At 51.6% G+C, this 19,990-nt stretch carries 21 protein-coding genes, 1 pseudogene and 1 riboswitch; of the genes and pseudogenes, 15 read left to right on the forward strand and 7 right to left on the reverse strand.

Going from position 1 to position 19,990, the window contains the following annotated elements; all coding sequences use genetic code 11:
• Positions 1 to 48 precede the first annotated feature (48 nt).
• A protein-coding gene (gene prfB / locus L5220_RS09055) for a peptide chain release factor 2 (RefSeq protein WP_448515188.1) occupies positions 49 to 1,156 on the reverse strand; the annotation gives its coding sequence in 2 pieces (ribosomal slippage) (positions 49 to 1,080 and positions 1,082 to 1,156; 1,107 coding nt in all).
• Between the two features lie 247 nt (positions 1,157 to 1,403).
• On the opposite strand from prfB, the gene L5220_RS09060 reads away from it, so the two are divergent.
• A complete protein-coding gene (locus L5220_RS09060) occupies positions 1,404 to 1,670 on the forward strand; it encodes a YkvA family protein (protein WP_448515189.1) in 267 nt (88 codons plus the stop codon).
• 81 nt (positions 1,671 to 1,751) lie between these two features.
• Positions 1,752 to 2,738, forward strand: a complete 987-nt coding sequence (gene hemB / locus L5220_RS09065; protein ID WP_448515190.1) for a porphobilinogen synthase — start codon at positions 1,752 to 1,754, stop codon at positions 2,736 to 2,738.
• Between the two features lie 6 nt (positions 2,739 to 2,744).
• Here the strand turns inward: hemB and L5220_RS09070 are convergent, their stop codons facing one another.
• The gene (locus L5220_RS09070) at positions 2,745 to 3,299 is read right to left on the reverse strand and encodes an NADPH-dependent FMN reductase (protein WP_448534246.1); all 555 of its coding nucleotides are present in this window, start codon (positions 3,297 to 3,299) and stop codon (positions 2,745 to 2,747) included.
• 62 nt (positions 3,300 to 3,361) lie between these two features.
• Positions 3,362 to 4,402, reverse strand: a complete 1,041-nt coding sequence (locus L5220_RS09075) for a hypothetical protein (RefSeq protein WP_499573127.1) — start codon at positions 4,400 to 4,402, stop codon at positions 3,362 to 3,364.
• Positions 4,403 to 4,990: 588 nt separating this feature from the next.
• Between L5220_RS09075 and L5220_RS09080 the strand changes: the two genes are divergently transcribed.
• From L5220_RS09080 to tnpA, 7 genes and pseudogenes are all read left to right on the forward strand, one after another.
• Positions 4,991 to 5,137, forward strand: a complete 147-nt coding sequence (locus tag L5220_RS09080; protein WP_499573129.1) for a hypothetical protein — start codon at positions 4,991 to 4,993, stop codon at positions 5,135 to 5,137.
• An 89-nt stretch (positions 5,138 to 5,226) separates the two neighbouring features.
• Positions 5,227 to 5,679 carry a GTP pyrophosphokinase gene (locus tag L5220_RS09085; RefSeq protein ID WP_499573131.1) on the forward strand — a complete coding sequence of 151 codons (453 nt, stop codon included), beginning with the start codon at positions 5,227 to 5,229 and terminating at the stop codon, positions 5,677 to 5,679.
• Between the two features lie 108 nt (positions 5,680 to 5,787).
• Positions 5,788 to 6,609 (forward strand): hypothetical protein, encoded by an 822-nt coding sequence (locus L5220_RS09090; protein ID WP_499573133.1) that lies wholly within the window; start codon positions 5,788 to 5,790, stop codon positions 6,607 to 6,609.
• Between the two features lie 40 nt (positions 6,610 to 6,649).
• Complete coding sequence (locus L5220_RS09095; RefSeq protein WP_499573135.1) at positions 6,650 to 7,231, forward strand: J domain-containing protein; 582 nt, start codon at positions 6,650 to 6,652, stop codon at positions 7,229 to 7,231.
• Entirely contained in the window at positions 7,210 to 7,620 is a 411-nt protein-coding gene (locus tag L5220_RS09100; RefSeq protein WP_499573137.1) for a WD40 repeat domain-containing protein, read from the forward strand. Before L5220_RS09095 ends, L5220_RS09100 begins: the two co-directional genes overlap by 22 nt.
• A gap of 76 nt (positions 7,621 to 7,696) precedes the next feature.
• Positions 7,697 to 8,110 carry a WD40 repeat domain-containing protein gene (locus L5220_RS09105; RefSeq protein WP_499573155.1) on the forward strand — a complete coding sequence of 138 codons (414 nt, stop codon included), beginning with the start codon at positions 7,697 to 7,699 and terminating at the stop codon, positions 8,108 to 8,110.
• Between the two features lie 323 nt (positions 8,111 to 8,433).
• Positions 8,434 to 8,889: pseudogene (gene tnpA, locus L5220_RS09110) on the forward strand (IS200/IS605 family transposase).
• Between the two features lie 314 nt (positions 8,890 to 9,203).
• On the opposite strand, the gene dcd reads toward tnpA, so the two are convergent.
• The 3 genes from dcd to guaA all read right to left on the reverse strand — a co-directional run bounded on the left by dcd (position 9,204) and on the right by guaA (position 13,343).
• The gene (dcd, locus tag L5220_RS09115; RefSeq protein ID WP_099798158.1) at positions 9,204 to 9,785 is read right to left on the reverse strand and encodes a dCTP deaminase; all 582 of its coding nucleotides are present in this window, start codon (positions 9,783 to 9,785) and stop codon (positions 9,204 to 9,206) included.
• A complete protein-coding gene (locus L5220_RS09120) occupies positions 9,772 to 11,658 on the reverse strand; it encodes a hypothetical protein (protein ID WP_499573139.1) in 1,887 nt (628 codons plus the stop codon). The genes dcd and L5220_RS09120 overlap by 14 nt, the downstream gene beginning before the upstream one ends.
• A gap of 71 nt (positions 11,659 to 11,729) precedes the next feature.
• Positions 11,730 to 13,343, reverse strand: a complete 1,614-nt coding sequence (gene guaA / locus L5220_RS09125; RefSeq protein WP_227517523.1) for a glutamine-hydrolyzing GMP synthase — start codon at positions 13,341 to 13,343, stop codon at positions 11,730 to 11,732.
• 394 nt (positions 13,344 to 13,737) lie between these two features.
• On the opposite strand from guaA, the gene L5220_RS09130 reads away from it, so the two are divergent.
• The 6 genes from L5220_RS09130 (at position 13,738) to L5220_RS09155 (ending at position 18,532) form a co-directional block, all read left to right on the forward strand.
• Positions 13,738 to 15,096: an LCP family protein gene (locus L5220_RS09130; RefSeq protein WP_499573141.1), complete on the forward strand. Its 1,359-nt coding sequence runs from the start codon at positions 13,738 to 13,740 to the stop codon at positions 15,094 to 15,096.
• A 37-nt stretch (positions 15,097 to 15,133) separates the two neighbouring features.
• Positions 15,134 to 15,280: riboswitch (cobalamin riboswitch) on the forward strand.
• 16 nt (positions 15,281 to 15,296) lie between these two features.
• The gene (locus tag L5220_RS09135) at positions 15,297 to 16,070 is read left to right on the forward strand and encodes an energy-coupling factor ABC transporter permease (RefSeq protein WP_227517524.1); all 774 of its coding nucleotides are present in this window, start codon (positions 15,297 to 15,299) and stop codon (positions 16,068 to 16,070) included.
• Complete coding sequence (locus L5220_RS09140; protein ID WP_499573143.1) at positions 16,063 to 16,371, forward strand: energy-coupling factor ABC transporter substrate-binding protein; 309 nt, start codon at positions 16,063 to 16,065, stop codon at positions 16,369 to 16,371. Before L5220_RS09135 ends, L5220_RS09140 begins: the two co-directional genes overlap by 8 nt.
• 14 nt (positions 16,372 to 16,385) lie before the next feature.
• Positions 16,386 to 17,177 (forward strand): cobalt ECF transporter T component CbiQ, encoded by a 792-nt coding sequence (gene cbiQ, locus L5220_RS09145; RefSeq protein ID WP_499500223.1) that lies wholly within the window; start codon positions 16,386 to 16,388, stop codon positions 17,175 to 17,177.
• Between the two features lie 4 nt (positions 17,178 to 17,181).
• Positions 17,182 to 18,042, forward strand: coding sequence for an energy-coupling factor ABC transporter ATP-binding protein (locus L5220_RS09150; protein ID WP_099798162.1), 861 nt, complete (start codon positions 17,182 to 17,184; stop codon positions 18,040 to 18,042).
• Positions 18,043 to 18,169: 127 nt separating this feature from the next.
• Positions 18,170 to 18,532 carry a response regulator transcription factor gene (locus L5220_RS09155; protein ID WP_099798163.1) on the forward strand — a complete coding sequence of 121 codons (363 nt, stop codon included), beginning with the start codon at positions 18,170 to 18,172 and terminating at the stop codon, positions 18,530 to 18,532.
• Here L5220_RS09155 and L5220_RS09160 read toward each other — a convergent pair.
• Positions 18,513 to 19,934, reverse strand: coding sequence for a DUF697 domain-containing protein (locus tag L5220_RS09160; protein ID WP_499573145.1), 1,422 nt, complete (start codon positions 19,932 to 19,934; stop codon positions 18,513 to 18,515). The genes L5220_RS09155 and L5220_RS09160 overlap by 20 nt on opposite strands.
• Positions 19,935 to 19,990 lie beyond the last annotated feature (56 nt).

Here is a 19,990-nt window from a genome sequence, read left to right on the forward strand (position 1 = left end):
GATGATGAGCGGTAGTTCACCATGATTGAGATAGGCGATGGAATTTTTCTAGGCATCGGTTTGCTGCCGCAAGTACGCTTGAATGAATCTATCAATATCGCCGTCCATCACATCTTGCACAGCGGTGCTCTCTACCTCAGTGCGCAGGTCTTTAACCAACTGGTAGGGGTGAAACACGTAGTTACGGATTTGCGTGCCCCACGCGGCTTCCACGGCATCGCCGCGAATATCGGCAATCTCTTTCGCTTTTTGCTCTTGGGCAATCACCAGTAACTTTGCCTTGAGGATGGCCAGTGCCTTTTCTTTGTTTTGCAGTTGCGATCGCTCCTGAGTGCAGCGCACAGCTAGGCCAGTGGGTTTATGGACAATGCGCACCGCCGTTTCCACCTTGTTGACATTTTGCCCTCCTTTGCCGCCACTGCGGGACGTCGTGATCTCTAGGTCTGTTTCTGGAATCTCAAGGGTGACGGACTGATCCAACTCTGGCATGACATCCACGCCAGCAAAACTAGTCTGCCGCTTGCCATTGGCATTAAAGGGAGAAATTCGCACCAAGCGATGCGTTCCCTTTTCTGAGCGTAAATAGCCGTAGGCATAGCGACCTTTAACTTCCAACGTTACAGACTTAATGCCAGCTTCTTCCCCCTCCGATAATTCAGCAATGTGGGTTTGGTACCCCTGTCGCTCTGCCCAGCGGGTGTACATACGCAGCAGCATTTCCACCCAGTCTTGGGCATCGGTGCCCCCTGCTCCAGCATTAATCGTTAGGATGGCATTATTTTTATCGTAGGGGCCATTCAGAAGCTGTTCTAGTTCCCAACGACTGAGTTGTGCCTCTAGCTGTTGCAGCAGGGCGATCGCCTCATCGTAAAGCCCCGGATCACTCTCTAGCTCCAGCAGTTCCAGCGCAGCTTCAACATGCTCAACACTCTTTTGCCAGCTTGAGAGTTGCGCTAGAGCTTCCTTAGCCTCAGTAAGCTGTTGCAGAGTCGCTTGGGCAGCAGCTTGATCAGTCCAAAAGTCAGGCTGGGCTGCCGTATGCTCAAGATCGTGAATCTTAGCAGTGAGCGCCGCAGGGTCAAAGATAGTGCTGGGCGTGACCCAGACGAGTGTTCAGAGCTGTCAAATCTCGCTTTAAGGCACTAAGATCAATCATTGGCCAACAATAACAAACTGTTGATTAGATGGGGACTCCTCTATAGTATAGGCGCGACAGGGGCTTAAGGAAACGGTTTGGCCGTGGCGAGAGCGCAAGATACAGTTCTTGCATCTATAGATATATGGAGTGCGGTCGCAACCCTTAGCACGCCAGTGTCGAACCCATGCAGGATTCATCAGCAGTCAACAAACCCTACGGCAAGGAGCACGACATAATAGAAATTAGGTTCTGAGGTTTTGCCCCTATGGCTGCGTTTTACAACTGGTATCGGACATTGCTACGTCACCCTAAATACCGCTGGCTCATCATTATTGCTAGTTTTGTCTATCTATTCAGCCCTATCGATATTGCCCCAGATTTGATTCCTGTGATTGGCCAGTTGGATGACATTACCGTAATGATGATTTTGGCCAGTGAGGTCACCCAGATTGTTATTGAGCATCTCAAAAGCAAAAAAAGTCGCGCGGATGTACCGGAAACCACGGTTGATGTGAAAGCAGAAGCCCTCTAAAATGCAGCACGGAAATGGGATAATCAACCTGATCGTGTTTGCTAGACACTTTTTAGCGCATTCCATTTTAATTGAGAATTTATGGATCTAACCCATCGCCCGCGGCGGTTGCGCCGTACCCCTCAACTACGTCGTCTCGTGCGCGAACATACCCTCTCCAGCGCCGATTTGATTTATCCAGTCTTTGTGATGGAAGGGGACGATCAGGTTCAAGAAGTCCCCTCGATGCCCGGTTGCTTTCGCTATACCCTTGATCGCCTCATTCTGGAGCTAAAAGATGTCTATGCTTTAGGCATTGGGGCGATCGCCCTGTTTCCCCTTGTCCCCGAAGCCTTGAAAGACAATGCAGGCACAGAAAGCTACAACCCGGAGGGACTGGTGCAGCGATCGGTGCGCGCCATCAAGGCCGTCCTGCCAGACCTACTCATCTTTACGGATGTGGCGCTAGACCCCTACAGCAGTGAAGGTCATGACGGCATCGTCAAAAATGGTGAAATCCTCAACGATGAAACCGTTGCGGTACTGGTGAAACAAGCCGTCAGTCAAGCCGCCGCCGGTGCGGATTTTGTTGCCCCCTCAGATATGATGGATGGTCGCATCGGCGCAATCCGCGCGGGCTTAGATGCAGCGGGCTACACCCACGTGGGTATCCTTGCCTACTCAGCTAAGTATGCCTCGGCTTACTATGGACCGTTTCGGGATGCCCTAGATTCAGCCCCGAAATTTGGCGATAAAAAAACCTATCAGATGGATCCAGCCAATGTGCGCGAAGCTGTGCGGGAAGTGAGCCTAGATCTTGAAGAAGGGGCAGATATGGTCATGGTTAAGCCTGCCCTAGCCTACATGGATGTGATTGCTCAGCTTAAGCAGGTGAGTGATGTGCCGGTGGCAGCCTACAATGTCTCTGGGGAATACGCCATGGTTAAGGCCGCCGCTGGCAATGGCTGGATTGATGAGAAAAAAGTGGTCTTGGAAACCCTGCTCGGGTTTAAGCGGGCAGGGGCAGATGTGATCCTCACCTACCATGCCAAACAGGTAGCTCAATGGCTACAGGAGGATCTCAGTTAGGTTCAGTTAGGTTGAGGAGACGGGTTGCCGCAATTGTTGGGTCGTCTGAAGCCAACTGGTAATCAGTTTGTCTAGCCGCTCGTCCAGTTTAGCGTCCTTGAGTTGACCTGTTGGCGTAAACGCTTGCCACGCTTGACCGATCGCCACCTGCTCTGGAATTACCCATGCATGTACCCAGCGGAGAATCACCCGCAGGTCGTTGAGGGCGTTACTGTTTGCCTGGCCACCCAGCACACTGATCATGGCGACCACCTTGCCACTGAGTTCCGGAAAGCTCAGCAGGTCAAGGGAATTCTTCAGCACCCCACTGACACTACCGTGGTACTCAGGGGTCACCAGCAGAATGCCGTCCGCTGCCGTAACTTTGGCCTGAAATACTGCTACATCGGGGTGATCGGGGTAGTGATCCGCTCCAGTACAGAAGGGGAGGTTCAGTTGCCGTAGATCCAGCCGCTCTACGGTGGCTCCCTGAGCCGCTGCTTTGGCGATCGCTGCGTCCAAGGCCATTTGTGAGTAAGAGCCATCCCGTAAACTACCCGCCCAGCCAATAAACTTCAGCATAAAACAAACTCATAACGACTATGAATTAGTATAGCGAACCCCGATCGATCTCTCAATTACGTCTAGGAGCTGCTTCCTGATGGTAGGGAATTGAGTGGCGTGGGCTTATCCGCCGCCATTTGGGTAATCACCTGTTGCAGTTGACTAATCACCCGTTCCGCTGCGCTATAGCGATCCTTCCAATGCTGAATGGCGGTTTCCTGCTCGCGGGCTTGTTGGGCTTGATGCAGAATTTGCTCTTGAAGCTCGGCTACCTGAGCTTCCAACTTTTGGAGGCGTGCCTGTTGCTGCGTGGAGCGACCTTCTATCTCTTGGGTGTAGTGTTGCACTTTCATGTATTGCAGCCGCTGAAGCTGGTACTCTTGCTCTAGGTCTTGCAGCGTCTTTTGGGTTTTCAAGAGGGTTTTACTAAGCCCCTGAATTACTGTATTTTTGCTGGACTCTTGACCTTGAGTTTGTTGCAGGGCACTAATGACTCGTTCTTGGGTCTCAATCAGGTAATTGGCTTGAGTCAGGCGACTGCTCAGATCACGGATGTCATTTTCGCGATCGCTAAGTTCTTGTTGCAGTTGCTCTAGGCGAGTTTGGAGCAGCCCTTTTTCTTCATGAGCTTGCCGTTGCTGCGATTCCAGTAATTGTAAGTCGTGCTCCCGTTGCCGCAGCAACCGATGACTGTTGACTAATTTTGCTTCGAGAGCATCTTGAATGTGCAGCAGCCGATCCACCTCCTGATGTAAGTGCTGAATTTCAGTTTGCGATTGTTGCACCATGATCTCCAAAGATTGGCGACGACTGGTCATTTCTGCTAACTGGTGGGCGCAGGTGGCTTGGGAGTGAAGCTGTTCTTGTAGGGTGAGGATGGCCTGCTGCTGGATGAGGGCGGTTTCTTCAGTGCGGGCTAGCAAGTCTTCTAGAAACTGCTGATTACGGAGTTGTTGCTTGAGTTCATCAATATAGGTTTGACATTGATCAAGGATCTGCTCTAGTTGTTGGACACGCTGTTGGGGGCTATCGGCAACAGAATGAGCCAGTGTCACTTGGTTCTCAGTCACAACTGGATTCCACGGAAAGCTCAATTGCTGTGGCAGCGTCAGGTCATCCATACTAGTCTCCTTTGTGACTGCGCCAGCTTATACCCATTATTGAACCAACTATAAATTTATTATGACAATCAAGAAAAAACCAACAAAAAACATCCTCTTGAGTCGAGACCTAAAACGAGTCCAGCTTAAACTAGACCTTGAGCATCACCGGCTGTGTAACTGGTGACGAGGATTGAACAAAATTAGCAACGCATTCCCCCACCTCGGAACAGGTGGGGGTCAAGGAGCGGCGGTTTCTATGGTATGATGCTATACATCTTGAGCGGTACGGTAAAGGGCGGAACTGAGAGCTCCGAACACTTCGGAGACACGACCTCTCAAGTGATGGAGAAGCACCCTATAAATCCTAGAGAGTCGCTTCATATAGGTCGGACTCTGGGTCAAGGTGTCACTCAAAGCCCCATAGCGGAAACGACTTGGGGGTGTCTCTGGGCAAAAGTTCCCAGAACACGGCGAGAATACCGCCTGTCGGGAGGGATAAATCCTTCTAATTAAGACACCGCCACCTCCCGTAGCAGGTGGAGGAGTATTCATACGCTATAGCTCGAGTACTGTCTATGAACCCATTACTGAGTGTCAAAGTTTGGGGTGACTACGCTTGCTTTATTTAGCTTGGGATACGATCGCCAGCGGGCGGAACATTGCCGCCAAGCGCAGGCAGCAAAAATGTCTCAAGGTGATTCAGAGGTTTTGCTGCGAATGGCAGACCCGGCTGACGCGGCGATCGAGGATTGAAACCAAAACTTGGGGACGCTAGACTGGGGTAACGGCGAGTTGCGATCGTCCTTCGGGGCGATCAAGGATTGAAACGGAGCCTTGGAAAAATGTTGGACAACGCCCCTGCTTTACTTGCTAGCGCGATCGCCATCGCTGCAACAGCTCATCAACACCAATTCGACAAAGCCAACAATCCTTACATCTTGCATCCGTTGCGGATGATGATGCGAGGGGCAACACAGGCCGAAAAAATCGTTGCTGTGTTACATGATGTGGTTGAAGATACGGACTGGACATTAGATCAATTGGCTGCTGCAGGGTTCCCAGCCGATATTGTTGCTGCGATTGATTGCCTGAGTCGTCGTCCAAACGAGACCTATGATGAATTTATTGATCGCATCCTCACAAATCCTTTGGCCACCCAAGTCAAGTTGTATGACTTAGAAGACAACATGGATGCCACCCGACTCATCCACTTAACCGAATGGGATTGGCAACGGCTCCAGCAGTATCATAAGGCGCGGCAACGAGTGTTAGCCGCATTGGCTTGTACTGAATAGCACTGGTAATTGAGACAACGTCTCTTGCCTATCCTTACATCTTTAGGACTACCGTTGCGGTGAACATCGTTTTGACTCAAAATTAGCATAGAGCATAGAATAAGGCTCATGAAACGTTCCCCTAGATATCGAGGTAAAGCCTACAGCTACAGCGTATTTGCTCAATGGCTATCCTTGTCCCTTGGTATCCTTACTCTCATCATTATTGCCAACAAAATAAATAAACAAGCAGCTAATCTATTTTTGTCAACCGATGCATCAAGACAAATAGCAATCAATACACCAACAGTATTTAGTATTTCACCTTTAGTTCCTCCAATTCATCGCATTCCAAAAGCATCTGAAATTAGTGGCTCAGGGCTATCTCAAGTCAACTTTGAAAAAATAGATTTTGATGGTAAACATATTCCTTACACTGGAACATCGGTTAGAAGATTAGCTGCGATTTTGTCTCAACGTGCTAATACTGAGCAAGACAAAGCTAGAATTGCTTATGTTTGGATTACCCATAACATTCGTTATGATGTCCAATATTCTCACTTTCCTGAAATTCCTGAGTGGCAATTATTACCGCAAAAAATAACACGGGAAGCATTTGAAAAATTTCCTCTTCTAAAACCACATTTCTTTGATCAGAAGTTAGAGCTTGTTGAACCTAAAGACTATACCATCAGCCTTAAGCATTTCGATGAAATTACTCTTCGTGCTCCCTTAGAAGTTGATGTAGTCGCCACTTATCAACCAATACATCAATCAAGTAATCAACAAAAAGATTTGAAAGTCTTACGCTCTCAAAGAGACGTTAAAATCCCACTGATAGATATGGGAACAGACTATCAAGTTAATATTTTTTCTCAATATGAATCTCAATATAAAGATATTCAGCAGCCTTATGAACTAGCAGCAATATTTCAGGTTCGATCTCAGTGATTAAAACAGTGTAATCAAGATAAACGAACGGTTAATTCAGATGCTGAATTTAGAAAAATACTGGAAAGTACTAGAATTAACCCCAGACGCTTCTATTGAAGAAATCAAGTTAGCCTACCGTCGTCTGGTACGTCGTTGGCATCCTGACTTGTACCCCCATGATTCAGTTCTAAAAACAAACGCTGAAGAGAATATCAAAAAAATTAATATCGCCTATGAAAAGCTTCTGGAATACAAAGATCAACAGTGTCAAGCAATTTCGGATTCAACAACATCTTCTTCTGGTGATCTTAGTGTTCAGACTCGCGCTACTGGTGCAGTAGAGTTTTATAACTTGGGGTGTCAGTATGCAAAAAAGCAGTGTTATCAAGAGGCAATTGCGAACTTTACAACTGCTATTCGCTTAAACCCAAACTATGTAGAGGCTTACCGCCATCGTGGTTTCATCTACTCAGTTTTAGGCTTGGAGCTATCCGCTACTGCTGATCTCAAAAAAGCCAAGGCTTTAGAACTAAAAGCTCAGTTTCAGAACACTGAATCAGCACCGAACGCTAGGTCTAATGCTCGTGATGAGTCTTCGTCTGCCAGTCAGCTTCAAACTTGGCGCTGCACTCAGTCTTAGGGGCTAGCCACAATGGTTTCACAACGATGGCGCTGTCCCCTAATCAGCTAATTTTGGTGACAGGTCATTGTGATGGCAAAATACTTTTTTGGAATCTTAAAAGTAAGCAATGCTTCCATGAGGTGCAAGCTCATCGAAGTCGTGTTCAATCGTTGACTTGGAGTTATGATGGTGAACGACTAGCCAGTGCCGCAGCATCAGGTAATATCAAAATTTGGCATTCAAGAACTGGTTCATTACTTCAAACCCTAGCTAGTTATCAGGAATCAACAATTTCTCTAGCTTTTCCCCACAATTGCTCCCATCTTTTAAGTGGTAGCCAAAATGGTATTATTCGTCTTTGGAATTTATCAAAAAAAAAGTGGTGGATGACCAATTTGCCAGCATAAAAGTGGATTAAGAGCATTAACGACAACCAGTGACGGCAAATTAGTCATTAGTATTGGACAAGATTCTATAGTTTATATCCAACAAGCCAATACTGGCGAATTATTACACCGTTTTAAGGTCTCCAGCAATCCTGTTTCTGCATTAACGGTAGCTCCTGATAACTCAAGGATTATAACGGCTAGCCAAAATGGGCAAATTTGTATTTGGTTAATTACCGGTGAGTTAGATCGCCAGTGGATTACAAATTCTTTATTTATTCGCTCAGTAGCAATAAGTCAATCACATAATATATTAGCTTTCGGCAACCATGAAGGTTCCATTGAGCTTTGGTCTATTCCTTCTCAATCCTTAGTCGGTATATTAGCCGGTCATGAATCGGCTATTACTGGCTTGATTTATAGTGAAAAGCATCATGTTTGGTTGAGTAGCAGCGACGATGGTACCCTACGACTCTGGGAATTGCTCAACCCCGTGGAGAGCACCTTTTAGACAAGTATCATATATCCTCGAAACAGGAAACACGCTTAGCGGGTGTGAGCATGGATCAAGATATTCCTATTGCAGAACGCTTACAAACAGACTCTGCGGTTAGGCTTCAGAAACAACTCTTGTATAAACGGTGGGCGATCGCAAGCATTCTACCAATAACAGTGCAAGCGACGGGCAGACAACAAGAGTTTCTCCTGTCCTTTGGTTGGGTACAGTCGAAATGTCTGTCTTCTATTTACAGTGGTGTTGCTGTCCACGTTATACACTTCAGTCGCCTGTGTACAATTAGTTAGTCTAGCACGCATTGAAGTTGTAGGGATTGGATGAACCAGCTTAGAAGCGGTGTTCATGTTGTGTTTAGAATTTACCTACACATCATGTTTGTTACGAAATACTGGCGTAAAATTCTGACTCAGCCAATGTTAGACGCAATGAAACCTATTTTAGAATGCGTGCTATCTGCGAATCGCAGCTGGCTAACGGAATTTCATGGTGAGTCAGATCATGTGCATCTATTGATTGATTTGCATCCCGATAACAACATTTCTCATCTGGTCTCGTCCCTAAAGTCAGCATCAAGTTGAGTGTTGAGACAGCAATTCAAAGCAGAAATAGACAAGGTATATTGGGGGAAAGCAAAACTCTGGCATAATTCCAAGTGTATTGTTTCGTGCGGTGGTGCACCCCTAGAAATAGTGAAACAGTATATCCAGAGCCAATCAGGGGGTGCTATCCATCCCCACGGTCTAGACGGTCGGGAATTCCGCACATCATTTTAACAAATGTCGCAAGAAGTCCCCGATTCTACCGCAGGTGAATCGTGGGATGAATGGCGACCCATAAATCAACGTGCGTAGCACATCCTCTTTGCTATCTGGTAGGATATTATCAGTAACATCCAAAGACGCTAAATGTTGCAAGCGTACAAGTTCAGAGCCTATCCAACCYACGCTTGCAACATTTAGCGTCTTTGGATGTTACTGATAATATCCTACCAGATAGCAAAGAGGATGTGCTACGCACGTTGATTTATGGGTCGCCATTCATCACACGATTCACCTGCGGTAGAATCGGGGACTTCTTACGACATTTGTTAAACTCGCGCCAACGTCACCGCCTCCGGCTGATCTTGATACTTGCCCTGCCGGGTTTCATAGCTAACATCGCAGGGTTCACCTTCAAAAAACAGCAGCTGTACTACTCCCTCATTGGCATAGATGCGGCAATCGGCACTTGAGGAGTTAGAGAATTCCAGCGTTAAGTGACCTCGCCAAGCGGCTTCAGCGGGGGTGAGGTTGGCAATAATCCCTGCCCGGGCATAGGAGCTTTTGCCAATGCAGAGCACCGTTACATTTTCAGGCACCTGCAACCGCTCTAGGGCAACCCCTAACCCGTAGGAGTGAGCCGGCAGAATAAAAAATTGACCGCTGTTGTCGCTGTGTAATGGGGCTGACTCTAGGTTGGCAGGATTAAAGTTCTTTGGGTCAACGACCGTACCGGGGACATGGCGGAAAATACGGAATTCCTTGGGGCTGAGGCGAATATCGTACCCATAGGACGACAAGCCAAAGCTAATCACCGGCTGATCGGCCAGCCGCCGCACCAGTTGACCCTCAAAGGGCTGGATCATCCCCTGAGCTGCCATTGTGCGAATCCAGATGTCATTTTTGATCATTGCGCCGACTTGAACCTCCAAATAACCAATGCAGGTTGACCCCCACGCCGGGCGAGCCTTGCCCCACTAAACCGCCACTGGGGATACTCGTTCCCGCCGCATTACTGCCGTAGAGATCAATGCCTAACCCCCACTGCGGGATCACGTAGCGCAACCCAGCACTAAATACGCCAGTTTCGCCAAATACAGGGGTCGCCTCGGCCATCAGCTGGACGTTGCGGACAACTTCTACATTGACCCCCATCCCGATCCCTGCAACTAACTGCTGATTGGGGTTAAAAAGCCCCAACTTCGGGTTGAAGTACAGGGCAACGGGTTCAGTGGGCTGAAACATAAAGGCTAGCTCTAAGCCACCGATGGAGCGGCTGCTGCCACCGCCTTGGGCAATGCCTCGGTTAAAGGAACCTTGAAAGGCCAAGGAAAAGGGATCCCCTTGGGTTTGGTCGAGAAACCGTAGCTTGGCGGCCAACCCCAGTTGCAGGTTGCCGCTGTAATTAAGGTTTTCAATGAGGGTTTCACCGCGTTCAAATTGCTCAATCGCCACGGCAAACTGGGCATCGTAGGCTAATCCAACGCCAACGTTAACGCCTGTGCCCACGGTGCCTGTATTCCCTTTGAAGCGGAACATCCCGGGATCGAGGGTGCTAGCGGAGGTAAGGGTAATGCCATCTAGAATCAGTTGGCGATCGCGATCGCTCAGCGGCTGCCGTGGCCCACGCCGAAAACTCGCAAGGAACGGTGGCGCAAAGTCAGGCCCAATATTAGGCGTGTAACTCAACCCTGCCATCACCCCCACTTGATCGGCACCCGGCAGGAAGGCCAAGGTGCGAGTTGCTGGCGTTATGCCAAAAGCATTGGTGGCCGCAAGATCAAGACTAACCGACGGGTTAACCAAGAGGCGGAACCCGGCGCTCCACACCGGCAAGTTAACAATGGCACCGTTACTACTGCGCACGGCATTCCCCCCCGGCCCCACCGGCATATTCAGGTCAGCAAAGAGGTTAAAGCGGGGATGGGGTTGCCAACTCAGCCCCGTAGCGAAGTTAAAATTCGTACCGTAGAAGTCAGCACCGTTGTTAATTGTGTCGGGAAAATAGGTGAGATTGGGGGTAAAGTGCCACTGCAATTGAGGGTTAAGGGTATAGGTGATCGGGGCTTGGAGGGAGGCTGCCACCGTCCATGTGCCCACAACGTCTGCCCCAGGGACAAAGAGGAAATTGTCAGACCGCACTCGCACTGCTTCAACAGAGCCAGCAAGGGCAACGGCCACAGTGTCATTGCGATAAACCTGATACTTGAGTCCGCCAGCAATGGCTCCCAACTGGACATTGGGTTGCAGTCCATTGACAAGGCGGCCTAGGGGGTCATCAAAATAATTGCCGCTAATACTCAGTTGCAAGCGGTCATTAAACGCATAGTCTATGGAGCCAAAAAAGGTTTGCAGACCACCGCCGCCTCCAGCAACCTTTGGATCGTAATTTCGAATCCCGCCCCGCAATTCTGCCGTCTGCTCCAAGAGAATATTGGCGGTTTCTAAGTTAAACAGCCGCGTGGGGGGGCGCATCAAGGGAGGAATCCGGAAGGCAGGCTCTTCGACAACGACTAGGGCTGGTGTGGGTTCCTCGGCAACGGGGGGCAAGATAGGTTGGGCTAACTCTTCAGGGGTTGGCTGCTGCCATGTCCGCTCTGTCGGAAGCGGAGGGGTGGTCTGCCATTGAGGGGTGGTGGCTGGGGTAGGTGCAACCTCAAAGGTCGGATTGGTGCTAGGAGGCACTTCAATCTGCCATTGTGGCGCATTCGGCTGTGCCACGGCGGCAACAGGCACTAAGAAAGCTGTACCAAGGCCGATCGCCAGTGTCCATTTACGACTCATGGAACGTTACTCACACCACCATCTTTCCCAGTTAAACCGATCGCCCTCTACTCTGGCAATGTTCAGGGGTACTATTCCCATTCAATAGTGCCCGGTGGCTTTGAGGTAATGTCGTAAACAACGCGATTAACCCCCGGCACTTCGTTAACAATGCGGTTAGAAATGCGCTCTAGTAGATCGTAGGGGGTGCGCGCCCAATCGGCGGTCATGCCATCTTCGCTGGAGACAAACCGCAGCACAATCGGGTAGGCATAGGTGCGCTGATCTCCCATCACTCCAACGGTGCGAATGGGCAAGAGCACGGCAAAAGCTTGCCAAAAGTCATGGTACATCTGGGCGCGGTTCACTTCTTGGCGCACGATCAGGTCAGCATCCCGCAAAATGTCCAAGCGTTCCGGCGTGACTTCTCCCAGAATGCGAATGGCGAGGCCAGGCCCTGGGAAGGGATGTCGCCGCACAATTTCGTCCGGTAAGCCTAGGGAGCGACCCACTTGGCGCACTTCGTCTTTGAAGAGTTTGCGCAACGGCTCCACCAGCTTAAATCGCAGATTTTCGGGCAGGCCACCGACATTATGATGACTCTTAATTTTAACGGCTACCCGCTCGCCAGTTTGGGGATCAATATTGGTGTTGGCAGACTCAATAACATCGGGGTAAAGCGTTCCTTGAGCCAAGTAATCAAAGGGACCTAGGCGTCGGGATTCTTCTTCAAAGACGCGGATAAACTCATGGCCAATGCGTTTGCGCTTTTCCTCGGGGTCGGTGACACCCCGTAGCTGTGCCAAGAAGCGATCGCGGGCATTCACGTACTCTACCTTGATATGAAACTGCTCCTGAAAGAGTTTTAGGAGCCGCTCCGGTTCCCCTTTGCGCATGAAGCCTTGGTCAATAAACATACAGGTGAGTTGATCACCAATGGCACGGTGCAACAAAAAGGCCAAGGTAGAGGAATCAACACCGCCGGAGAGTGCCAGCAACACCCGTTTGTCGCCTACTTTAGCGCGCACTTCACGGATCGCTTCTTCCACAAATGCTGCGGTGGTCCAGGTGGGTTCGCAGTCACAGATGTGATAGACAAAGTTGCGAATTAGGGCAATGCCCCCGATGGAATGCACCACCTCAGGATGAAACTGCACCCCGTAAAGCTTGCGCTCTGGGTGGGCGATCGCCGCCATGGGAGTATTCTGGGTGTGGGCCAACCGGCGGAAGCCCGGCGGCAATTTAGAGACACTATCGCCGTGGCTCATCCACATGATGGTGTCTTGCTCAACATTAGTCAGCAGATCGGTGGGGTCATCGATGCTTAATGCTGCTTTACCGTACTCGCCCGCCGTTGCTCGCTCGACAGTGCCTCCCAACTGCTGCACCATCAACTGCATGCCGTAGCACACCCCCAAAATGGGAATCCCTAGCTCCCAAATAGCGGGGTCACACTGCGGCGCGTGGTCATCGTAAACCGAGTTTGGCCCCCCAGAAAGGATAATCCCCTTCGGGGCAAGCTGTGCCAGCTGATCCGCACTGGTGCGATAGGAGATGACCTCAGAGTAAACGTGGGTTTCCCGAATCCGCCGCGCAATGAGTTCCGAGTATTGAGAGCCAAAGTCAAGGATGACAATGAGTTGTCGTTGCAGATCCTGTTCCTCGGCTGGGGGGGTGGCAAGGGGGGAAGTAGCGGGCTGAGTCAATGTAACAATCCTTAAAATCCCATCAACGCCTAGATGCGTCTCTCTACTAATACAAATCTTAGCGGATTGTCCGATACATAATCGTGGCAGATAGTGGCAGGGGGTACCAGCGGGGCGATCGCGTTACCGTTTTACGCCTAGTTTTAGTGGTCTTCAAAACTGATTAGGCGGCAGCATAATAGCGAACTAAACGATGGCGATCGCTCTCCGTTACTTGGGAGTTGTCCTCAGAAATCAGGGCGGCTGCGGGGCTAACTTGCGGAACCCATTCCTTTTTGCGGACTACTTAAGTACCTAAGTATAAATACTGGATTTGTGATCCATCCCGTACACTAGAAACATCAATTGAGTCCACCAGTCCTAGGGACTGTCGCAGGTTGTGGGAGTTAACGTTGTGGCACGAGGCGTTAAACAGGTCAAGCGAGTGAATCCGGCTCCGGCGGCTCGAGGGGCAAAGGCAGTGGCGCTGCACACTAAGGCGCGATCGCGGCGATCGCCATGGCGAGTGTTGGGTTGGATGGCGGCCTTTGGTACGGTGTCTTTAATTTCGGCCTTTGCGGGAATGAGTGTTGTCTTACTGTCGCCTTTTCAAGCAGAGCAGGGAGGCGATACGCAGGCCTCTTTTTTTGAGGTGATGGCTCGCAGCTTGCAAGGGAAGATGAGTCGGCCTATCAATTTATTGGTGCTAGGGGTTGACAAGGTTTTGGGGGCACCGGAAGGCTCGCCAGAAAGTTTCCGTGGCCGCACCGATACTATTTTGCTGGCGCGGTTTAACCCTGATGACAACACCATCACAGTGTTGAGTATTCCTCGGGACAGTCGCGTTGACATTCCGGGCTATGGGGTTGATAAAATCAATGCGGCCAATGTCTATGGTGATGTCCCCCTAGTTGCCAAGGTGGTGAGTCAAACCCTGAACTACACTCCGGTTGATCGCTACATTCGCATTGGCCCGGGAGCGTTTCGTGCCCTTGTGGATTTGGTGGGGGGCGTAGAGGTCAATGTTCCCAAGCGGATGTATTACAGTGATCACACCCAAAAACTCTACATTGATCTTTACCCTGGATTACAAACCCTCAACGGTGAGCAGGCTGAGGGCTTTGTACGGTTTCGCTACGATGACCTCGGTGACATTGGCCGGGCACAACGCCAGCAAATGTTGATCAAGGCGCTGCAAACGAAACTAGCGAATCCAGTCATGTTGACGCGGCTCCCCCAACTCCACGAGGTTCTCCAGAAACACGTAGATACCGATTTGACCTTTGGCGAACTGATGGCGATCGCCCAATTTAGCCTGCGCACGGATCCTGAGAATCTGCGCATGATTCTCTTGCCCGGGCGGTTTAGTGGTGATGGGTACGATGCCAGCTACTGGCTCCTTGACTACGACGGGATCGATCGCATCGTTGAGACTCACTTTGCAGCGCGATCGCCCTCAGTGGCAGCCGACCCCACTTGGAGTGAAAGTGGTTCGGTACGCATTGCCTTGCAAAATGCCTCGGGGAGTCCCGATGCGGCTCAAGATATGGCGGACTTTCTATACCATCATGGCTACAGCAATGTCATCATTAGCGATGACTGGCACCAAGAAGCCGCCGCAACCGAAGTCTTGGCGCAGCAAGGAGATTTGGGTGCAGCTCAAATGGTGCGCTCTGTATTGGGGGTTGGGCGGGTGTCGGCCAACTCGACTGGGGTGATTTCGTCGGATGTAACGGTGCGCATTGGCCGCGATTGGGTTGACATCCTGCATTGAGGCGCAAACGCTTCCAAGGGTAACCGAGCAGTCCTGACCTATAATAGCGCTAATCGGTTTCTGTGGGGAGCAGCCACAGAACGCAAGGGGGAAAGTCCGGTGCAAGTCCGGCGCTGTCCCGCAACTGTGATGACGGTTTTTGGCCGCTCTGAGTCAGGATGCCCGCCGAGGATTGTTGCATATCTGCGAGGTACAGATGAATGAAAGTCAGGCAATGGAAGCGGCTCCCTCTGCTGGGGGCGATCGCCCTGCTGGTGATGTATATGGTGATTGCCAGCCCGAGGGCGGCAGTGGCAATGCACATCAGTGAAGGGTTTTTACCCGTTGGCTGGGCGCTGGGCTGGTGGTTAGGGTTCTTGCCATTTTTGGGATGGGGACTCTGGTCACTGCGGCAACAGGTGAAGACACAGCCCGAGTCCACCCTACTACTCGCATTGGCGGGTGCCTATGCATTTGTTTTATCGTCGTTAAAACTTCCCTCGGTCACCGGTAGCTCGTCCCACCCGACGGGAATTGCCCTAGGAACGGTTCTTTTTCGGCCACCGATCATGACGGTGTTGGCCACGTTGGTCTTGCTGTTTCAGGCGTTGCTCATTGCCCACGGTGGCTTGACCACCTTGGGTGCCAACGGCTTTTCCATGGCAGTGGTCGGGCCATGGGTGGCATGGGGCTGCTATAACGGCATCTTGCGTCTGACCGGAAAGCCGGCGATCGCCCTGTTTACTGCTGCGTTTGCCGCTAATGTCATTACCTATGCCCTCACCGCATGGCAGTTAGCCCTAGCCTTTCCCGATAGTGTTGGCGGGGTGGCAGCCGCGTTTGGCAAATTTGCCGCCGTGTTTGCCATCACCCAAATTCCCCTTGCCATTAGTGAGGGTCTATTGACGGTTTTAGTCTGGAACTGGCTCACCACTTACTGCGCAGCAGAATTACGCACCCTTAATCTGTTACAGGAGCGTGGTCACCATGGTTAACTCGAAAGCGAAGCAGGTTTGGCTGCTGCTTGGTGCCGTTGTGCTCCTTGGGGCAGCACCGCTGCTGTTTGTTAACGCCGAGTTTGAAGGTGCCGACGCCCAAGCGGAAGACCTCATTACCGACATTGCACCCGATTATACTCCTTGGGCTACGCCGGTGTTTGAACCCCAGAGTGCGGAGGTTGAGTCACTACTCTTTGTCCTGCAAGCCAGTCTGGGGGCGGGGGTGATTGGCTTTGTGGTGGGGCAATACACCGAGCGCCACCGCCAAAAACGTCTTCAAATTCGCCGGGAGAAGTAACGGTAGCGTGCTGCATGCACCATCACCTTGACTCCTACGCCTACCGGAATGGGCTACGGCACATACCGCCCGAGCAGAAGCTCCTTTTTGCGATCGCCCTGCTCCTGTTTACGTTTTTTGCCCATCCTCTCAGTCAAGGGCTGTTGTGGCTCTGGCTCAGTGTCTGGGTTGTTGGCTATGCTCGCATCCCGTGGCGGGTTTATGCTGCGGTGCTCGGGGCGATCGCCCTATTTTGGGTGTTGAGCCTGCCCAGCCTGTTAGTGCAGGTGGCACCCACAAGCTTAGTGACGACAACAACAGAGCCACTGCTGGGACGCCTCAGTGTTGGTGGATGGTCGGTCTTTATTCCGCAGGCACAGGTCACTCAAGCCCTTGGGGTGGGGCTGCGCACCTTGGTGGCCAGTAGCTGTTTGGTCTTTATCCTTTTCACGACCCCCTTTCCAGAACTGCTAGGGGTACTTGAGCGGCGCTCAGTCCCCTCCTTTCTGCTGGATATTTTGATGCTCATGTATCGCTATATTTTTATTCTGCTGGACACAGCCGTCAGCCTCCAGCTCGCACAGCGGGCACGGGGGGGGTATCAACGGCGATCGCGCTGGCTCTATAGCCTCAGCCTGTTGGCAGCACAACTGTTTCGGCAGTCCTTACAGCGCTACCAAGGCACAAACCTTGCACTCCTGAGTCGCGGGTTTACGGGACAGTTTCGGGTGTGGCGATCGCCGCCCTACGCATACTCCCAGCGGTATGCTGTGGAAGCAGGACTTGGCGGTGGCCTGCTGCTGCTAGTCAATCGTATCCTTGGTTGAGACCATGTCTGTACCGCTGCTGGAGTTTCGCCACGTTTGGTTTCGCTACCCCAACACCCTAACACCGGTGTTGCAAGACTGCTCGGTGGCGCTTGGTGCTGGTCGGAAAACCGCCCTACTGGGTCTGAATGGCTCTGGCAAATCCACCCTCTTTTACGTGGCGGCAGGACTCTACCGCTGCGATCGCGGTGAGGTGTACTGGCAAGGACAGCGACTCGTGCATCAACCCGCAGCATTGCGGCAATGGCGGCAGCGAGTGGGGCTAGGGTTTCAAGACCCAGAGCAACAATTGGTGGCCGCCACCGTGGCGGAGGATATTTCCTACGGTTTGTGCAATTTAGACCTACCCACCCCTGAAATTGAAGCCCGCCTTGAGCAAACCCTGCGGGAATTTGAGCTACTGGAGTTAGCTGATTGTCCGCTGCACCACCTGAGCTTGGGACAAAAGCGCCGCGTCGCACTGGCGGGGGTGATGGCCTTAGCCCCCCCCCTGCTCCTCCTTGACGAACCAACGACCTATTTAGATCACACCCAAACGGAGCACCTTAGGGCGGTGCTGGATCGCATCCATGCCGCTGGCACCACCATCGTGATTGCAACCCACGACCTTGACTTTGCCTACTGCTGGGCCGATTGGATTATTATTCTTGCCGACGGCCACGTTGTTGTCAGCGATTGCTCCGATGTGGTCTTTGATCAATGGCAGACGCAGGCTAGCAGCCAATGCCTTGGCATCCCCACCCTCTTAAACCTCTGGTTGAGCCTCCCTCCCTCGTGGCGCCGCCAGCGCCAGCCCCCTCGCACCGTTGCTGAGTTTAGCCACGCCCTAGGGGATCTGTTTCGTGACCTCTTGGGTCACCGGTAGTGTCTGCCGCCAATTTTTGCAAACAGGGTAAGAAATGATAGGCTATACCATGGGCAATATTATAATGTACGCTCCACCTCATCCATAATCACAGTATCGTTTCTTAGCGGTATCAGGCAGAACTTTTATGGCCACAGTCATGGTTGTTGATGACAGTCCTACCCTCCGGGCAATGATTGTCGAAATTATGAAGGAACAACGCTACGAGGTTATTGAAGCTGAGGACGGCCTAGAAGCTCAAGAAAAAATCAAAGCGCAATGCCCGGATCTCATCATTCTCGACGTGGTCATGCCCCGCATGAATGGTTATGAACTGTGCCGTTGGGTGAAGGGGGAGCCAGCCTCGCAGAATGTGCCAGTGATTATGTGCACGACGAAAAGCGAAGACTTTGATATTCACTGGGGAAAAAAGCAAGGGGTCGATGCCTACATTACCAAGCCCTTTGACCCCGCTCAACTCATTGCAACGGTCAAAAAGCTTCTTCCCTAGCTGGCGGGCGCAGTTGGCTCTGAATTTCGCTTTTGAGACGGCTCAGGAGATGCCGTTGATCGAGTTGGCCTAAAATTTTCTGGACGACGGTTTTCGGCCCTGCCCCTCCCCAACCAGCGCCATTGGCAAAATAGGTTTTCGCCACTTGCCCCATCGTATAGGATGAGACCCCGGCAATACTGGCTTGAGTGATGGCCACCGCAAGGTAAGGCCCTAGGGCAAGCCCACCGCTGACGGGCGCCGCTAGCCCCAATGTCCCCTTAAGAGCACTGAGGCCAAGGTTGGCCGCAAAATCCCCCAAACTAATGCCGCCCATGGCCAACGCAATGGTTTGCAGCAGGTCTTTGGCACCCGCCTCTGTCATCTCAATGTCGTAGAGGCGTGAGAGCAGTTGAATGGTTGTTACGTCAATGACGGCACTGCTGACCATATCTAGCACCGTCACCGGATTGAGGGCGATCGCCAAGGACTTGGCCACTGCCCCTTTCCAAATGAGTTGGTTAGCCTCCTGCTCCCGCAGTGTGAGTTTATAGTGTGCTAACTCCTGACTGATTTGGTTGGCAAATAGCATCGAGTTTAGGGCAATCAGCGCCTTACCTTCGCGCGCCAACACCTCCAAGATTTTCACTTTCAGAGGCTCAATCTGGGGTGCGCCCACCGTCATGGTCACCTGCACCCGGCCTTGGGCATCCTGCTGCACGTGGGGCACTAGGGGCGCCGCCGCCACCATTACAATTTCCTCAGGTGAGAGGAGTGCTTTAACTCGCTCATCGCGAAGTTTGGCATAGATAGCTTGGCGATCAACCTCTGGATACTGATCCACCTTGTTAAACACCAACAGCATGGGCTTACTGGCGGCGCGCAGTTGACTGAGGCTCTCGTACTCCAGCCGCGTCAGGTCTCCGGCCACCACAAAGAGGATCAAATCCGCCTGTTGTGCCACCTGCCGAGCTAGCGCTTCCCGTTCGGCACCGTTGACCTCATCCAGCCCGGGGGTGTCAATGAGGCGAATGGGCGATCGCCTGTGTCCTTCAGGGTCAGACACCTGCCACAGTGCTGCTGCCTGTTGTTGGGTCACGCCGTGGATGGGGCCTGTAGCAAAGACCGGCTCTCCCAGCAGGGCATTGAGAAGCGATGATTTACCGCGCCCCACTAGGCCAAAGACAGCAATGTGCACCACACCGTAGTGGAGTTTGTCCAGCATATCTTCTAACTGGGCGATCGCTCCGGCAAGGGGTGAGGTTTCACCGGCAGTGGCGCTACAATCCGCCAGCAGTTGTTCTAAGGCCGTTTTTGCTGCCTCGTAGGTGAGGTCATGTTGATAGTTATTTAGGTCATCAAGCACCGCTTGCAGGTCGTGGAGGAGGTCAGGTGTGGCAGCAACAGGGTGCGATCGCGTCATGGCAGCAGGAGCACCGGTATTTTATGCCTTTTATTGTATCGGCATTGTATCTGCTA

Source organism: Synechococcus sp. PCC 6716 (assembly GCF_022570815.1).
Taxonomy (GTDB): domain Bacteria; phylum Cyanobacteriota; class Cyanobacteriia; order Thermosynechococcales; family Thermosynechococcaceae; genus Thermosynechococcus; species Thermosynechococcus lividus.

What these genes read in the sequence shown, in the direction of transcription:
- L5220_RS09060 (WP_448515189.1), top strand. Translation starts at nt 1,404, where the DNA reads ATGGCTGCGTTTTACAACTGGTATCGGACATTGCTACGTCACCCTAAA.
- L5220_RS09155 (WP_099798163.1), top strand. Translation starts at nt 18,170, where the DNA reads ATGGCCACAGTCATGGTTGTTGATGACAGTCCTACCCTCCGGGCAATG.
- L5220_RS09070 (WP_448534246.1), bottom strand. Translation starts at nt 3,299, where the DNA reads ATGCTGAAGTTTATTGGCTGGGCGGGTAGTTTACGGGATGGCTCTTAC.
- L5220_RS09090 (WP_499573133.1), top strand. Translation starts at nt 5,788, where the DNA reads ATGAAACGTTCCCCTAGATATCGAGGTAAAGCCTACAGCTACAGCGTA.
- L5220_RS09140 (WP_499573143.1), top strand. Translation starts at nt 16,063, where the DNA reads ATGGTTAACTCGAAAGCGAAGCAGGTTTGGCTGCTGCTTGGTGCCGTT.
- cbiQ (WP_499500223.1), top strand. Translation starts at nt 16,386, where the DNA reads ATGCACCATCACCTTGACTCCTACGCCTACCGGAATGGGCTACGGCAC.
- L5220_RS09120 (WP_499573139.1), bottom strand. Translation starts at nt 11,658, where the DNA reads ATGAGTCGTAAATGGACACTGGCGATCGGCCTTGGTACAGCTTTCTTA.
- L5220_RS09075 (WP_499573127.1), bottom strand. Translation starts at nt 4,402, where the DNA reads ATGGATGACCTGACGCTGCCACAGCAATTGAGCTTTCCGTGGAATCCA.
- L5220_RS09135 (WP_227517524.1), top strand. Translation starts at nt 15,297, where the DNA reads ATGAAAGTCAGGCAATGGAAGCGGCTCCCTCTGCTGGGGGCGATCGCC.
- hemB (WP_448515190.1), top strand. Translation starts at nt 1,752, where the DNA reads ATGGATCTAACCCATCGCCCGCGGCGGTTGCGCCGTACCCCTCAACTA.
- L5220_RS09095 (WP_499573135.1), top strand. Translation starts at nt 6,650, where the DNA reads ATGCTGAATTTAGAAAAATACTGGAAAGTACTAGAATTAACCCCAGAC.
- dcd (WP_099798158.1), bottom strand. Translation starts at nt 9,785, where the DNA reads ATGATCAAAAATGACATCTGGATTCGCACAATGGCAGCTCAGGGGATG.
- L5220_RS09085 (WP_499573131.1), top strand. Translation starts at nt 5,227, where the DNA reads ATGTTGGACAACGCCCCTGCTTTACTTGCTAGCGCGATCGCCATCGCT.
- L5220_RS09160 (WP_499573145.1), bottom strand. Translation starts at nt 19,934, where the DNA reads ATGACGCGATCGCACCCTGTTGCTGCCACACCTGACCTCCTCCACGAC.
- L5220_RS09150 (WP_099798162.1), top strand. Translation starts at nt 17,182, where the DNA reads ATGTCTGTACCGCTGCTGGAGTTTCGCCACGTTTGGTTTCGCTACCCC.